This is a genomic window from Galbibacter mesophilus (genome assembly GCF_023721415.1).
GTDB lineage: Bacteria > Bacteroidota > Bacteroidia > Flavobacteriales > Flavobacteriaceae > Galbibacter > Galbibacter mesophilus.
Window position 1 is genome coordinate 1,552,355 of the sequence record NZ_JAMQVC010000001.1, and the last position, 15,514, is coordinate 1,567,868.

12 protein-coding genes are annotated in these 15,514 nt (G+C 38.2%); 8 read left to right on the forward strand and 4 right to left on the reverse strand.

Annotated elements, in window-relative coordinates; all coding sequences use genetic code 11:
• Nucleotides 1-2 precede the first annotated feature (2 nt).
• The 4 genes from NDQ75_RS06740 to miaB form a co-directional block, all read right to left on the reverse strand.
• Nucleotides 3-926 carry a hypothetical protein gene (locus NDQ75_RS06740; protein WP_202028613.1) on the reverse strand — a complete coding sequence of 308 codons (924 nt, stop codon included), beginning with the start codon at nucleotides 924-926 and terminating at the stop codon, nucleotides 3-5.
• 3 nt (nucleotides 927-929) lie between these two features.
• Nucleotides 930-1,421 carry an LptE family protein gene (locus NDQ75_RS06745; RefSeq protein WP_202028614.1) on the reverse strand — a complete coding sequence of 164 codons (492 nt, stop codon included), beginning with the start codon at nucleotides 1,419-1,421 and terminating at the stop codon, nucleotides 930-932.
• Nucleotides 1,422-1,488: 67 nt separating this feature from the next.
• A complete protein-coding gene (locus tag NDQ75_RS06750; RefSeq protein ID WP_202028615.1) occupies nucleotides 1,489-2,760 on the reverse strand; it encodes a sigma-54 interaction domain-containing protein in 1,272 nt (423 codons plus the stop codon).
• A 27-nt stretch (nucleotides 2,761-2,787) separates the two neighbouring features.
• Complete coding sequence (gene miaB / locus NDQ75_RS06755; RefSeq protein ID WP_202028616.1) at nucleotides 2,788-4,233, reverse strand: tRNA (N6-isopentenyl adenosine(37)-C2)-methylthiotransferase MiaB; 1,446 nt, start codon at nucleotides 4,231-4,233, stop codon at nucleotides 2,788-2,790.
• Nucleotides 4,234-4,401: 168 nt separating this feature from the next.
• On the opposite strand from miaB, the gene NDQ75_RS06760 reads away from it, so the two are divergent.
• From NDQ75_RS06760 to porN, 8 genes are all read left to right on the forward strand, one after another.
• Entirely contained in the window at nucleotides 4,402-5,634 is a 1,233-nt protein-coding gene (locus NDQ75_RS06760; RefSeq protein ID WP_202028617.1) for an LVIVD repeat-containing protein, read from the forward strand.
• A gap of 118 nt (nucleotides 5,635-5,752) precedes the next feature.
• Nucleotides 5,753-6,523: a hypothetical protein gene (locus NDQ75_RS06765; protein ID WP_202028618.1), complete on the forward strand. Its 771-nt coding sequence runs from the start codon at nucleotides 5,753-5,755 to the stop codon at nucleotides 6,521-6,523.
• 411 nt (nucleotides 6,524-6,934) lie between these two features.
• Nucleotides 6,935-9,457 carry a type I DNA topoisomerase gene (gene topA / locus NDQ75_RS06770; RefSeq protein WP_202028619.1) on the forward strand — a complete coding sequence of 841 codons (2,523 nt, stop codon included), beginning with the start codon at nucleotides 6,935-6,937 and terminating at the stop codon, nucleotides 9,455-9,457.
• A 2-nt stretch (nucleotides 9,458-9,459) separates the two neighbouring features.
• Nucleotides 9,460-10,620, forward strand: a complete 1,161-nt coding sequence (locus NDQ75_RS06775) for a formimidoylglutamase (RefSeq protein ID WP_202028620.1) — start codon at nucleotides 9,460-9,462, stop codon at nucleotides 10,618-10,620.
• A gap of 147 nt (nucleotides 10,621-10,767) precedes the next feature.
• Complete coding sequence (gene porK / locus NDQ75_RS06780) at nucleotides 10,768-12,123, forward strand: T9SS ring complex lipoprotein PorK/GldK (RefSeq protein ID WP_202028621.1); 1,356 nt, start codon at nucleotides 10,768-10,770, stop codon at nucleotides 12,121-12,123.
• Nucleotides 12,124-12,184: 61 nt separating this feature from the next.
• Nucleotides 12,185-12,841, forward strand: coding sequence for a type IX secretion system motor protein PorL/GldL (porL, locus tag NDQ75_RS06785; protein ID WP_202028622.1), 657 nt, complete (start codon nucleotides 12,185-12,187; stop codon nucleotides 12,839-12,841).
• A 46-nt stretch (nucleotides 12,842-12,887) separates the two neighbouring features.
• The gene (gene porM / locus NDQ75_RS06790) at nucleotides 12,888-14,489 is read left to right on the forward strand and encodes a type IX secretion system motor protein PorM/GldM (protein ID WP_202028623.1); all 1,602 of its coding nucleotides are present in this window, start codon (nucleotides 12,888-12,890) and stop codon (nucleotides 14,487-14,489) included.
• A gap of 15 nt (nucleotides 14,490-14,504) precedes the next feature.
• The gene (gene porN, locus NDQ75_RS06795; protein WP_202028624.1) at nucleotides 14,505-15,395 is read left to right on the forward strand and encodes a type IX secretion system ring subunit PorN/GldN; all 891 of its coding nucleotides are present in this window, start codon (nucleotides 14,505-14,507) and stop codon (nucleotides 15,393-15,395) included.
• The last annotated feature ends 119 nt before the right edge of the window (nucleotides 15,396-15,514 follow it).

Sequence of the window (15,514 nt, forward strand, 5' to 3'; positions counted from 1 at the left end):
TATCAATTACTATCTTTTAATTTCTTTATCGCGTTAATTTGGTCTGCAAAGAAACCACTTTTTTCTGGATATTTCAAACTTAAAATTTTATAAGCTTGAATTGCTTTTTTATACTTCTTTTGTTCTAGGTAAACCCTTGCCAAAGTTTCTGTCATCAATGCCGATTTTTCAACTGTGCTTTCTTTGGCTAGATTGATTTTTTCGGTTTGTTCTTTAACAGGGGAAATTTTTGGGTTGCTCTCGATGAACCTATCAATAAGTTTTAATTTACTTTCTATGGCCGACTTCTTTTCTTTCTTTCCTTCTTCAGTTTTGGGAGAAGAAATCTCTTTTTCAATAGTTCTATCTACTGGTTTCGCCGTGGAAGAAAGCTGCATCCATTCCATAAAAGAATGGGTTTCACTTTTATTAAAATCAAGCGGTTTGCCAATTTGCAGAGTGCTGGCATCATAAATGGGTTTGTTGTTGCCAGTATCGTTGTTGTCTTCTTTGTTTTCTTCGGAAGCTTTTTTATCAGCTTCCTTTGGCTGGAAAAGCTCTGGATCCATTACGGCACCTGCGTCCACTTCATTAAAATCGAAAGATGTTTTATTGTCCCTAACAATAACCTCTTCCGCTTCAACGGGAATGGTATAGAGTTCTTCGTTGGCTGTATGCAATGCTATTTTTTTGGCTACTGCATGTTGTTGGAAAGCTTCCGAAGTTATAAATTCAAATAAAATAGACCTGTCAGCAGTGTAAGCGGCCGTTTTCTTTAATTCAGCATTATAGGTGAAACTCTCTTGATTTTTTAGGGCCTTTAAGTAAACAGCTCTTGCGGCTTGGAAATATGGGAACTCATCAATTACCTTTTTAAGGGAATCAACGTGTTCCTGAGTAACGTTCTCAGGGTTTTTCAGTAGATATGAAAAATTAGAGACATTCATGTATTACCAGTTTGCCAAGGTTTCATTAAAAATATCTTGCGTAATCCTTTCGAAAATTTCGTCGTGTGCTGCCTGTCTTACGTTAACCAATTGCGTAGCCGCTGGATAATCGTAAAAGAAAGAGAACTTCCTTTCAAAATCTTCTTCTGGATTGTCCATATTGTAAAAACGAACATTCACCCCAATGGTTAGTCGGTTTTGTGCCGCTGTTTGGTCTGCGGTGGCCGACATCGGTGAAACTCTGTATTCAGTAATTTCCCCCTCATAAATAAGATCGGCGTTTTTAGTTAATAACTGCAAATTGGTTTGGTTAAGAATAAGGTCTTGCAATTCGTTGGTGAAAAGGAAGTCGAGCCCAGGTTCAACGATAGGCGCTTGATTTTGAAAAAAGTTCACCTGAAAAGAATCAGCGGTCGTATTTACTCCGGTAAAAGAGTAAGGCCCACAGCCTAGAAGTGCGATTGCAGTTATAAAAAGTATAAAAAGTTTCTTCATTTTTTAATCCCTGATGGTTTTGCCGATGGGGCGTTGCAATTTGTAAGGTTCAAAAGAACAAAAAATATTACAAATCGTATTGTTTTATTTTTCGGTACAAGGTCCTTTCTGAAATCCCCAATTCGTTGGCGGCAGCTTTTCTCTTGCCTCGGTTACGCTCCAACGCCTTTTTTATGAGTTCCAGTTCTTTGTCCTGTAACGAAAGTGTTTCCTCTTCCTCAATTTCTTCAGCAAAATGATATTTGTCTTCTGAAGGAGGTGTACTTGGCAGACTTTTTTGATGCTCTATCTGTAGAATTTCCATTGCATCTTCTTCGTCGGCTTGTTCAAAATCTATTTCGCTTTCATTTTCACCATAAATCTTATTGATGAGGTTTTTGTTTTCCTGCTGAACTTTTTCGCCGTTTGTGCCGTCTTTCATTAGTTCCAACGTGAGTTTTTTAAGGTCGTTGAGGTCGCTTTTCATATCAAAAAGCACTTTGTAAAGAATTTCACGTTCACTGCTAAAATCGCTATCCGATTTCTGGTTTTTAATAACGGCAGGTAAGTTACTTCCTGCATCTGGCAGATAACCTCGAAGCGTTTCGTAGGAAATGCTTCGGTTCTGTTCCAGTACAGAAATCTGCTCAGCAATGTTTCTCAATTGACGAACGTTCCCAGACCAACGGTATTTATTCAGCAAATCTACAGCGGTATCTTCAAGCCGAATGGTAGGCATTTTGTATTTTTGGGCAAAGTCTGCGGCGAACTTTCGGAACAATAAGTGAATGTCATCTTTGCGCTCCCGAAGAGGCGGTAAATGAATTTCCACTGTACTTAATCTATAATAAAGGTCTTCCCTGAATTTTTCTTTTTTGATGGCTTCAAACATGTTAATGTTGGTTGCTGCCACAATGCGAACATCGGTTTTTTGAACTTTGGAAGAACCTACTTTTAAAAACTCGCCATTCTCCAATACCCTAAGTAAGCGTACCTGCGTGGTAAGCGGAAGCTCTCCAACTTCATCTAAAAAAATGGTACCACCGTCGGCTTCTTCAAAATACCCACTTCTGGTTTGAGTAGCGCCGGTAAAAGCCCCTTTTTCGTGCCCAAATAATTCCGAATCGATAGTTCCTTCGGGAATAGCACCACAGTTTACAGCAATAAATTTCCCGTGTTTTCTATGCGAAAGGGAATGGATGATTTTTGGGAGTGCTTCTTTTCCAACACCACTTTCACCGGTAATTAATACCGAAATATCGGTCGGTGCCACTTGAATGGCTTTTTCAATAGCTCTGTTTAATTTAACATCGTTACCAATAATACCAAACCGTTGTTTTATTGCTTGAACACTTTCCATGTTTATCGCTCTTTTTTGTAGAAAAACTTAGTTGTTTTCTGAATAACCGACTGCTTCCCCAATGAGGGTAGCGGTGGTGCATTCGTTGATTTTTACGTTGACAAAATCGCCAATGTGATAATTCTCTTTAGGAAAAACTACCACCGTATTTTGAGTGTTTCGACCCATCCAATGTGCGTCGGATTTTTTGGAAGTACCTTCGATTAGCACTTCTTCGGTTTTTCCAAGATGCTGTTGCGTGCGAAAATGCGAATGCTTCTGCTGAAGGGCGATAATTTCTGAAAGGCGTCGTTTTTTTACAGGCTCCGGAATATCGTCCTCCATTTTGCGCTCTGCCAGAGTACCGGGACGTTCCGAATAGGCAAACATAAAACCAAAATCATATTTTACGTACTCCATTAAAGATAGTGTATCTTGATGATCTTCCTCTGTTTCCGTAGGGAAACCTGTAATCATATCTTGCGAAATGGCACAATCGGGAATAATTTTTCTAATATTATCGATAAGTTCAAAATATTCCTCGCGGGTATGCAGTCGGTTCATTTCTTTTAAAATTCGGTTGCTACCACTTTGTACGGGAAGGTGAATGTATTTACAGATATTTTGATATTTAGCCATGGTTTCAATCACATCCAACGTCATGTCTTGCGGGTTAGAAGTGGAGAATCGAATACGCATTTTTGGCTGAGCGATGGCAACCATTTCCAGTAAGCCAGCGAAGCCAACAGCAGTTGCTTTTTGTATATCGGTTGCTTTGTCAAAATCTTTTTTGAGTCCGCCACCATACCATAAATAACTATCTACATTTTGTCCTAGCAAAGTAATTTCCTTAAATCCTTTTGCTGCCAAATCATTAACTTCATCTAAAATTGATTGTGGATCACGACTGCGTTCCCTTCCGCGGGTAAAAGGAACCACACAGAAAGTACACATATTGTCGCACCCTCTGGTTATAGAAACGAAAGCACTAACGCCGTTGGAATTTAATCGAACGGGAGCAACATCACCATAGGTTTCTTCTTTGGAAAGAATTACATTCATGGCGTTACGGCCTTCATCAATTTCTTGTACTAAATTGGGAAGGTCTTTGTAGGCATCAGGTCCCACCACCATATCTACAATTTTTTCTTCTTCAAGGAACTTGCTTTTTAGGCGTTCTGCCATACAACCTAGAACACCGACTTTCATTTTTGGATTCGTACGTTTTACGGCATTAAATTTCTCCAGCCTTTTTCGCACAGTTTGCTCTGCCTTGTCCCTAATGGAACAAGTATTTACCAAAACCAAATCGGCATCTTCAAGTTTTTGTGTTGTATTAAAACCTTCCTTGGCAAGAATAGATGCTACAATTTCACTGTCGGAAAAATTCATTTGGCATCCATAACTCTCGATGTATAGCTTGCGGGAATTGCTAGTGTTTGGATCTAAAACCAAACTTTCCCCTTGCTTATTCTCGTCAATAATCTTCTCCATCGTGTCCTTTAAAATCAATTTGGGTGCAAAGATAAGATTAAAATTCATCTAGTGACAAATTGACAGCATGAATTTAACGCAACTTTTTGCTGAAAATGGAATCTAGAGATAAATAACCAATTAATCGATTCTTCATTGTTTGAAGAATTGATGTTTTAATCCAACTTTATGAAAACTAACACTTTAATTTTATTCGCGTTCTTTTTGCTGGTTTTTGTTTCCTGTAATAACGATGACGATTACGAGACGGTAAATGTAGCTACTGCCATTACGATGGATGTAGAAGCACTGCGGAAATCAGTAGATGTGCTTCCGCCTCAAGAAATCCGCGAAACTGGAAAAATATATGTAATAGGAAATTTAATATTGGTAAACGACGCGAAAGAAGGAGTTCATCTAATTGATAATTCCAATCCGGTATCGCCAACAAAAATTGCGTTTCTAAAAGTGTTGGGTAGCAATGACATGGAGGTGAAAGGTGACTTTCTGTATGTAGATAGCTATATGGATTTAGTCGTTTTTGATATTTCTAACCTTACGGAAATAAAAGAAGTGGAACGATTAAAAGATGTTTTTCCCTACTATCCACCGTACCCAGAAGAGGCTGGAGTAGTTGATTATGATTCTTACCCGCAGGATGAAACCTCGATTGTGGTTGGGTGGGATATACGCCAAGAACGAAGGAAAATTGAAGACGACCGTTTCCTTTACATGAATGATGCTGCGTTTAGCGAAAATTTAGCTTCTCCACAAACGGGAGAGGGAGGATCCTTGGCAAGGTTTAAAATTGTAGACGATTATCTTTATGCGGTAGATTTCAATAACATAAACATTTTTGATATTTCCAATATTCAATCCCCTGTAGCCAAAGATCCTGTAAATGCTGGTTTTGGTATTGAAACCATTTTTAATAGGGGCTCCCATTTATTTTTAGGCAGTACTAATGGAATGTACATTTTTGATATAAGTGTCCCTAAGACGCCGAACTTTATTTCAGAATTTAGTCACGCTACGGCTTGCGATCCCGTGGTGGTGGACGGAGATTATGCCTATGTAACTTTAAGAGGTGGTAATTTTTGTGGGGCGATAGAAAGTACGCTTCGCGTTATTGATATTTCTGACGTTAACAATCCCATTCAAAAATCTTCTTACACGCTTGAAGAGCCTTATGGTCTTGGTGTTCGTGGAAACAATTTGTTTGTTTGTGATGGCAAGGCCGGACTTAAAGTTTTTGATAAGACAGGCGCTCCTTTTGTTGAGTTTGTTGAAAATCATGAAGTTGAAAAGGCGTATGATGTAATTCCCCTTGCCAATAGTTTAATTATGATAGGCGAAGGAAAACTTTATCAATATAATTATGAGGAAGGCAAACTAAACTTGATAAGCGAGTTTCAGTTGTAGTTTAACTGATTTTTAGAAATATACGGTTTGTGAAAAACTCATCTTTTAAGGATGGGTTTTTATTTTTTATAAAATTTAGTGGTAGCTTTGAATAGCTAATCCATCAAAAACTTAAAAAATGAATCTAAATTTACTTTCAGAAAAAATAGAAAATTCAAAATCATTGGATTTTGGAGATATTTTCGGGGAATCGATTGAACTTTTTAAGAAATCATGGGGGCAAGGTGTTTTGCTTCTTGTGGTTGTCTTTTTAATGATACTACCTGCTTTATTCGTTTTGTACTTGCCATTTATTGTTGGCGCGATTACGGTAGGTTCCCTTCAGCAAGATGCTGGAGAAGAAATTATGAGTGCAGCCATGATTCCTTTTGTATTGTTATTTTTTCCTGTGATGCTGGTAGTGCAAGCTTTGGCTATGGGCTTGATGGCAGGTTTCTATAAAATACTTCAGGAAAAGGATTTAGATAGCAGCTTGTCAATCGCTTCTTTATTTATGTATCTTAAAAAGCCTTATTTAGGAAAATTAATCACGCTAGCATTTTTCTCCATGGTCATTGCTTTATTGGCCATGCTATTGTGTGTGCTTCCTATTATTTATGTGTCTGTTCCTTTAAGCTTTGTCGCTGTTGTTTTTGCGTTTAATCCAGAATTAAGCGCGAAACAAATTTTAAAAGCGTCATTCAAGCTGGGTAATAAAAAGTGGTTGATTACTTTTGGACTTACACTAGTTGCTGGTTTGGCAGCAGAATTTGTTGGATTTCTTTTGTGCGGAATAGGATTGTTCTTTACCGCATCCTTCAGTTATATACCACTTTATTTCGTTTATAAAGAAACGGTGGGTTTTGAAGATGAAAGTGAGATTTCTCAAATTGGAACTTCAGAAGTTTAAGATTTTTTCAGTAAAATAAAGGCTTTAGTTTAAAATTTTATTGAAATAATAACCTTATCCTCAGAATAGTAATCAAAAGCTCCGAGAGCAGGAGCGAAGGTACGGAGCGACGCGGAGTTTTGATTTCGGTTTTTCGACTTCATGGTCGAAAAAATTCCTTGGATAAGGCGCCTTTCCTGCCTACCTGCGGTGAGCAGGCAGGTTCTTTGTTTCGTTTCTTTTGGGCGAGCAAAAGAAATGAAAGTGTATTCTATGAATCAAGCGATTCAGTACTTGTTAGTGTAATGCTAAACTAGTATCAAAAAAACATCAATTTTATTGTTATTTTAAAGGTGTTTTGTAGCCTTTAAAAAAACGAATGCATGGCTAATTAAAAATTCTGTATACTTTTGTACTCTTAAAAAATGGCTTATGGCAAAGAATTTGGTTATTGTGGAGTCTCCTGCTAAGGCGAAAACTATCGAAAAATTTTTAGGTAAAGATTATACGGTAGCTTCTAGCTTTGGGCATATTGCAGACCTTCCTTCAAAAGAATTAGGGGTAGATGTTGATAAAGACTTTAAGCCGAAATATATAGTTTCTTCTGATAAAAAGGCAGTAGTTAAAAAGTTGAAAGACCTTGCTAAATCTGCAGAAATAGTTTGGTTGGCAAGTGATGAAGACCGAGAAGGAGAGGCTATTGCTTGGCATTTGGCAGAAGAGCTTAAATTGGACAAAGACAAAACCAAAAGAATTGTTTTTAACTCGATTACCAAAGGGGCCATACAAAAAGCGATTGATAATCCCCGTACCATAGATTATAACTTGGTGAATGCACAGCAAGCAAGAAGGGTGCTCGACCGTTTGGTGGGATACGAACTTTCTCCTGTGCTTTGGAAAAAGATTAAAACCGGACTTTCAGCAGGGCGGGTGCAATCTGTTTCCGTGCGCCTAATTGTGGAGCGGGAGCGTGAAATAAAAGAATTTCAGCCAGAAGCCTCTTTCAAGATTGTTGCTGAATTCCGCAACGAGGAAGACAAAAGCTTTAAAGCAAAAATTAATAAGTCATTCGGGACCAAAGAGGAAGCGAAAGCATTTTTAGACAATAATGTTTCGGCGAATTTTAAAATAGCCGATTTAGATACCAAGCCCGCTAAAAAATCACCGGCGGCACCATTTACTACTTCCACATTGCAACAGGAAGCTTCTAGGAAGTTGTATTTTTCGGTAGCGAAAACCATGAATATGGCGCAACGTCTTTACGAAGCCGGACTTATAACATATATGAGAACGGATAGTGTGAATCTTTCTGGTGAGGCGATTGAAGCGGCAAAGGATGAGATTATAAAGTCCTACGGAAAGGAGTTCAGTAAACCAAGAAATTATACGGGCAAGTCAAAAGGGGCGCAAGAAGCTCACGAGGCAATCCGTCCAACGGATATGACCCGTCACCGTGTTCAAATTGAGAGGGATCAAGCGCGTTTGTATGAATTGATTTGGAAAAGAACGCTAGCCTCGCAAATGAGTGATGCACAATTGGAACGAACCAACGTCAAGATTGAAGCAGACAAACACGATGAGCTTTTCACGGCTAATGGAGAGGTGTTGAAGTTTGAAGGTTTCTTAAAGGTGTATTTGGAAGGAACGGATGATGAGGAAGAAGAGCAGGCTGGAATGTTGCCGGCTTTAAAAGTAGGCGAAACAGTTTACGATAATTATATAACTGCAACGGAAAGATTTACAAGGCCGCCATATCGATATACCGAAGCTTCTTTGGTGAAGAAATTGGAAGAGTTGGGAATTGGTCGTCCATCTACTTATGCGCCAACAATTTCTACCATCCAAAACCGTGGGTATGTAGAGCGTGGTACGATAGATGGTGTAGAACGTGAATATATTCAATTTACGCTAGCGGATGATAAAGTTAAAGAAGATAAGCTTACCGAAACGGTTGGTTCTGATAAAGGGAAGTTGGTTCCAACGGATATCGGGATGATTGTAAACGATTTCTTGGTGAATCACTTTTCTGGAATTTTAGACTATAATTTTACGGCCAAAGTAGAGCAGAGTTTTGATGATATTGCTTCTGGTGAAGAAGATTGGACAGAAATGATTCAATCCTTCTACAAGGATTTCCATCCTAATGTAAAAGATGTTGAAGAAAATGCAGAGCGTGAAAGTGGGGAGCGAATTTTAGGAAAAGACCCTGAAAGTGGACGCCAATTAAGTGTTCGTTTGGGTCGTTTTGGACCGATGGCGCAAATTGGTACTGCGGAAGAGGAAGAGAAACCTCGTTTTGCAAGTTTGTTGCCAGATCAGTCGATTGACACCATTACTTTTGAAGAAGCGTTGGATCTGTTTAAACTTCCTAGGAAATTAGGAACGTTTGAAGGGGATGAAGTTGAAGTGAATGTAGGTCGTTTTGGTCCGTATGTTCGCTTTGGAAAAAGTTTTGTTTCCTTAGATAAAGGAGAAGATGTTTTTGAAGTAGATATGGATCGGGCAAAAGAACTTATTCTTCAGAAGAAAAAAGCGGACGCACCGATTGCTTCTTATAAAAATATAGATGTTACGAAAGGAAAGGGTCGTTTTGGTCCTTTTATAAAATGGGACGGGATGTTTATCAACGTCAATAAAAAATACGATTTCGATAATCTTTCCCAAGAAGATATTGAGGAATTGATTGAAGACAAACTGAAAAAAGAGCGAGAAAAGCTTATCCATCATTGGGAAGAAGAAGGTATTCGCGTGGAAAAGGCGCGTTGGGGACGTTCCAATATTATTAAAGGGAAAACCAAAGTAGAGCTTTCCAAAGATGTAGATGCTACAAAAATAACTTTGGAGGAGGCTAAAGAGCTTTTGGAGAAAAAACCGCCTAAAAAGAAAACTGCCGCAAAGAAAAAAACGGCAACGAAAAAGAAAACAACAGCCACGAAAGCTAAATCTAAAAAATAGCAATGAACGTTGAGTTTTTATCGCCGGTAAAGAATGTGGTATTGGCGCATAACGAATTGTTGCCAAAGCAGTCGCTTGGAAAGGTAATTCGTATTCATAAGGAAAAAGAAGATTTTCCAAACTTAGAAGGCGTTCAGTTGGCTATCGTTGGTGTAAATGAGAAAAGGAGTGAAAGCAGTGAAGAGGGGCATTTGGACTTTGATCTTTCTGCCATTCGCGTTCAGCTTTACAAATTATTCCAAGGAAACTGGCACAGTACCATTGCGGATTTAGGTGATATTGAAGCAGGGGAAACAGTTCAGGATACGTATTATGCGGTTAACAACCTTACGGAATCCCTTCTGAAGCAGAACATTATTCCTATAATTATTGGTGGTTGTCAAGATATCACCTATGCCATGTATCGTGCTTACGATAAAATGGAGCAAATGGTGAATTTAGCTTCTGTAGATAGAAAATTCGATTTTAGTGCTTCCGATGAGCTGATTTCTTCCAGTGCCTACATGAGCAAAATAATCATGGAGCAACCCAATAACCTTTTCAATTTTTCGAGTATTGGGTATCAAACGTATTTCAATGCGCAGGAAGAGATTGATCTTATGGAGAAGCTTTTCTTTGATACTTACCGCCTAGGCGAAGTTATAAATGATATTACCATCGTTGAACCTGTTTTTAGGGATACCGATTTGGTGAGTATGGATATGACTGCCATTAAAGCTTCCGAAGTAGGTTATGGTGCCAATACCTATCCGAACGGTTTTGACGGAAGGGAAATATGTGCCATTTCGAGATACGCCGGAATTAGCGATAAGGTTACCGCTTTTGGTATGTTCAATACCATGAAAACATTGCAATGCGCACAATTAAGTGCACAAATTATATGGTATTTTATAGAAGGATACAATTTTAGGAAGAAAGACTACCCTTTTATAACGAATGCCAATTACGATAAATATATTGTGCCACTGGAAGATATGGATATTTGCTTTTTTAAGAGCAATATTTCTGGACGCTGGTGGATAGAAGTGCCTCAAATTGAAAATTTAAATAATAAATTTAAAAGACATACGTTATTACCATGCACACACATGGAATATCTAGAAGCCAGCAATGGCGTCGTGCCTGAGAGATGGTGGAAGGCGTATAAAAAAATGTTGGTGTAACGGCTGTAGAAATAACACGATATTTTAAATTGACTGTGTTTTAGAGCCATTTGACAACAAAAAGTTAGAGTTTATTGTTTTTTTAAAATTTATTAAATAGGTTTACCATCTTAAATCTAAGAATGTAATTTAACCTCAATTATGTATATGAAAAAGCTATTTCTATTAGCATCTGTTACATTATTTCTTACCAGCTGTGGTTCTAATGACAGAGGAGAACTAGTTGGTGTTAGCGGTCAAAAATGGCATCCCGAAAAGCCCTACGGAATGTCTTTAGTGCCCGGTGGCGCCTTCATAATGGGAAGGTCTGAAGAAGATATGGCCGATGTCCTCAATGCTCCAACGAAAACCGTAACAGTGCGTTCATTTTATATGGACGAAACTGAGATTACAAACAGCGAATACCGCCAGTTTGTAGAATGGGTAAAAGACTCTATTATCCGAACTAAATTGGCCGTTCTTGCTGATCAGTTAGGTGAAATTCCAGGTAATGGGGGAATAGGGGAGTTTGCATTTAAAGATGCGGACACTACCGACCTTAGCGAATACGAAAAGTATATGCTTTTCAACTACTCTGGAATGGGAGAAACTGGATACGAAGGAAGACGCTTAAATAAAGATGTAGATCTTATTTGGGATGTGTCTGAATATCCGGACGAATACTACACAGAAGTTATGGATACCATGTATATTCCTGTTGAGGAATCTTATAATGGTCAACGAACCATAGATGTTACAAAATTAAAGTTCCAATACGATTGGATGGATATTCAAGCAGCGGCTAGAGCAAAAGGCGGCGGAAAGCGTAAAGACTTTATAAAGCACGAAGAAGTGCTTGTTTATCCAGACACAACGGCTTGGATTAAAGATTTTAGTTATTCTTATAACGAGCCAATGCATAACGACTACTTTTGGAGTGAGGCGTATAGCGATTACCCAGTAGTAGGTGTTTCTTGGAAACAAGCAAAAGCGTTTTGTGCATGGAGAACAAAATATAAAAACGATTTTCAAAAACAGAAAAACAAACAATTTGTAAATCAGTTTAGATTACCAACAGAAGCAGAGTGGGAATATGCTGCCAGAGGAGGAATTGAATCTGGAACATACCCATGGGGTGGTCCTTATATCTTGAACGACAGAGGTTGTTTTATGGCAAACTTTAAGCCGTTAAGAGGGGATTATGCCGCAGATCAGGCTCTGTATACTGTAGAGGCAAAATCATATGACCCCAATGATTACAATCTTTACAACATGGCTGGTAATGTTTCTGAATGGACAAATTCATCATACGACCCCAATTCGTACGAGTACGTTTCTACAATGAACCCTAATACTTATGATGGCGAAAACAAACGTAAGGTTATTAGAGGTGGTTCGTGGAAAGATGTTGCTTATTTCTTACAGGTGAGCACAAGGGATTACGAATATCAAGATTCTGCGAGAAGTTATATCGGCTTCAGAACAGTTCAGGATTATATGGGTACCGAGTCTACTCAAAACTAAATTTAAATCCAAATTACTACTTGTTTAATAACTTAACTTAACTAGAAAATTTTTTATTACTATGGCACAGTCAAAATCATCTAAGAAACTTTTTAACATGGCCTACGGGCTTGGAGCGTCGGTTGTAATTATCGGTGCGTTGTTTAAAATTTTACACTGGGAATTTGGTCCCATTAACGGAGGGCTATTATTAGCTATTGGTCTTATTACAGAAGCAGTTATTTTTGCAATTTCTGCATTCGAACCCGTAGACGACGATTTAGATTGGACATTGGTTTATCCTGAATTGGCAGGAGGAGCTACTGTTTCAAGAAAGAAAGATGCGTTGGAGGTTAAAGAAGCAGAAGGACAACTTTCTAAGAAATTAGACGATATGTTGAAAGAAGCAAAAATCGATTCAGCTTTAATGTCTAGCCTTGGAGATAGCATTAGAAATTTCGAAGGAGCTGCTAAAAACATTTCTCCTACTGCAGAAGCATTAACTTCAACTAAAAAATACAGCGAAGAGCTTTCATTAGCTGCTGCTCAAATGGAATCTTTAAACAGTCTTTACAAAGTACAATTGGAGAGTGCGAACAAGCAAGCTGCAATTCAAGAGGAAGTGGCTGCCAACGCTGGTAAGCTTAAAGATCAAATGCAGTCGTTAACAACTAACTTGTCTTCATTAAACGGTGTGTATGGTGGAATGCTTTCTGCTATGAACAGACCTGCTAATTAATTCAGTTTTATTGAAATAAATTATAAACATTAAAACTAATTAAGAGATGGCAGGAGGAAGTTTATCACCACGTCAGAAGATGATTAACCTTATGTATTTGGTTTTCATCGCAATGCTGGCGCTGAATATGAGTAAAGAAGTATTGTCGGCATTCGGACTTTTAAACGAAAAGCTTACAAACTTCAATGAAAAAGCTACGGAACGTAACCTAGCAGCTTTTAACGATTTAAAATTAAAATCTACAGAGCAGCCAGATAAGTACTTAGAGCTTTACGAAGACACAGAGAAAATTAAGCAAACATCAGAATCTTTTAACAGCTATTTGGATAGCTTAAAGGCAGAGATGGTAGCAAACATCCCACCAGAAGATCGTCAAGATTATGAGGTGATGGATAAGTCGGATTTCCTAGATCAGGCTTTCTTTCAAGGAGAGCGCTATTCTGCGGAAGGACAAAAGTTTGTAGATCACATCAACAACTTCAGAAAAACTACTTTAGAGACCCTTTCTAGTATTCCAGATTCTTTAATGAAGCCGGCTAGAAAAGAGGCGCTGAAAAGTTCTATTGATCAACGTTTTCATACAGGAGACGATAATGGAAAGGTTGAAAACCGTGATGGTCGTCCTGTTGATTGGTTGAATTATCACTATGAAGGTTTCCCATTGGTAGCTTCTTTAACAAAAGTAACATTGTTACAATCTGATTTAAAGACGACACAAGATGAAATCCTTAAAGCGATGTTGCAAGGTCAAATGGCATCAGATTTGTCTATGACTAACTACACCACTTTATTGGAGCAACCTAAATCGGCTTATTACCAAGGAGAAACTTTTGATGGTGCTATCGTTTTAGGTAGAAAGGATGGTTCCACAAAACCAAATGAAGTAAACCTTAAACTAGACGGTAGAGAGCTTAAAGAAGGTAACGACTTTGTTATAGAGAACGGTCGTGTTAAACTAAAAGTAAGTGCTGGTAGTGCTGGAGATCATCAGTTGGAAGGAAACTTAATTTTCTTACAAGATGGAGAGCCTATTGAAGTACCGGTTTCACAAAAATTTGCAACCATTACCAAGCCAAACGCAGCGGTAATTTCAGCAGATAAAATGAACGTGGTATATCGTGGGGTTTCCAACCCAATTACGATTTCTATTCCTGGAATTCCTGATAATAAAGTAAATGCATCGGCACCTGGACTTAAAAAGGTTTCCGGTAGCAAGTATGCTATGAATCCTGGAACAGGAAGAACCGTTACCATTAAAGCAAGTGGTACTTTGCCAGATGGTCAAGGAGTATCTTCTGCTTCAGAATTTAGAATTAAAGATATTCCACGTCCTTCAGGAACTGTAAGAGGTGAATTTGGTGAAATTAAAATGCCAAGAAACAACCTTGAAATTTCTACAGTTGGAGCTATGTTGGAAGACTTTGATTTCGACTTGAATCTTGCGATAAGCGGATTTAAATTTAAAGTTCCTGGTCAGCCTACTGTTGAGGTTCGTGGAAATAAATTAGATAGCCGTGCGAAATCTGCCCTTAAAAGAGCGGGTAGAGGAGAGGCTGTACAAATTTTTGATATTGAAGCTTACATTACCAATAACAGATCGTACAAACTTAAAAAAGTATCGCCTGTTGTTGTTGAGCTAACAAATTAATAAACTATTGGTGTTATGAATTGGAAAACGATTTTAGTAACTATAACTGCATTGGCTTTTTCTGCAAGCGGTTTTGCGCAAGCAAACCTGCTGAATGCAAAGAAGCCTGAGGATATCGGTGTAAAAACCGAAGATCAGGTTGAAGCAGATAACGATGAACCGTTACCTTACGGTTACGTGGACGATAGGGATATACTCTGGTCTAAAACCATTTGGGAGCGTATCGATTTAGATGAGCGTATCAATTTCCCGTATTATTATCCAATTGATACGATTGATATTGGTAGCGATCGTCGATCTCTTTATGATGTTTTGATAAAAAACATTAAAAACGGAAATCTTCAAGATATCTATGTAGATTCTTATTTTACTGAAAAGAGGAAATTTGGTGACCTAGAAGCTACACTTCAAAAAGTAGATACAACCGACCTTGGTTATGAGCAACTGAATGCAGGAGAGCAAGTGTCTCTTGAATATATCAATAGAAGAGAACTTACTGCTGCGGATATTCAGGAGTGGAGAATCAAAGGAGTTTGGTACTTTGACAAACGTCAAGGAGAGCTAAAATACCGTTTACTCGGATTGGCACCTGTTGCTCCCGATGTTAACTTTATAGACAGTGAGCAATCGGATTTAGTTGAATTGTTTTGGGTTTGGTTTCCAAGTGCAAGAGAAATTTTACACGATGCCAAAGCTTTTAACAATAAAAACTCAGCAAGACCTATTTCTTTCGATCAGTTGTTGAATGCCAGACGTTTTAACGCGGTAATCTACAAAGAAGAAAATGTTCAAGGAGATAGGGGTGTTAAAGAATACATTCCAGATAATGCTATGTTCCAATTACTGGAAGCGCAACGCCTTCAAGAGAAAATTAGGGACAAAGAACAAGACATGTGGAGTTATTAAAAGAATAATTCCAGTTCAAAACATACGCCTTATAAAAAAGCCGTTTCATTCGTAAATGAAACGGCTTTTTTATTTTTATCTGAATAAGGATTCTTACGAAATCTGAGATCGCAATTTAG

Coding starts and splice junctions, on each gene's coding strand:
- porK (WP_202028621.1), top strand. CDS start 10,768: ATGAAAAAGCTATTTCTATTAGCATCTGTTACATTATTTCTTACCAGC.
- NDQ75_RS06760 (WP_202028617.1), top strand. CDS start 4,402: ATGAAAACTAACACTTTAATTTTATTCGCGTTCTTTTTGCTGGTTTTT.
- NDQ75_RS06750 (WP_202028615.1), bottom strand. CDS start 2,760: ATGGAAAGTGTTCAAGCAATAAAACAACGGTTTGGTATTATTGGTAAC.
- miaB (WP_202028616.1), bottom strand. CDS start 4,233: ATGGAGAAGATTATTGACGAGAATAAGCAAGGGGAAAGTTTGGTTTTA.
- NDQ75_RS06765 (WP_202028618.1), top strand. CDS start 5,753: ATGAATCTAAATTTACTTTCAGAAAAAATAGAAAATTCAAAATCATTG.
- porL (WP_202028622.1), top strand. CDS start 12,185: ATGGCACAGTCAAAATCATCTAAGAAACTTTTTAACATGGCCTACGGG.
- porM (WP_202028623.1), top strand. CDS start 12,888: ATGGCAGGAGGAAGTTTATCACCACGTCAGAAGATGATTAACCTTATG.
- topA (WP_202028619.1), top strand. CDS start 6,935: ATGGCAAAGAATTTGGTTATTGTGGAGTCTCCTGCTAAGGCGAAAACT.
- NDQ75_RS06745 (WP_202028614.1), bottom strand. CDS start 1,421: ATGAAGAAACTTTTTATACTTTTTATAACTGCAATCGCACTTCTAGGC.
- NDQ75_RS06740 (WP_202028613.1), bottom strand. CDS start 926: ATGAATGTCTCTAATTTTTCATATCTACTGAAAAACCCTGAGAACGTT.
- porN (WP_202028624.1), top strand. CDS start 14,505: ATGAATTGGAAAACGATTTTAGTAACTATAACTGCATTGGCTTTTTCT.
- NDQ75_RS06775 (WP_202028620.1), top strand. CDS start 9,460: ATGAACGTTGAGTTTTTATCGCCGGTAAAGAATGTGGTATTGGCGCAT.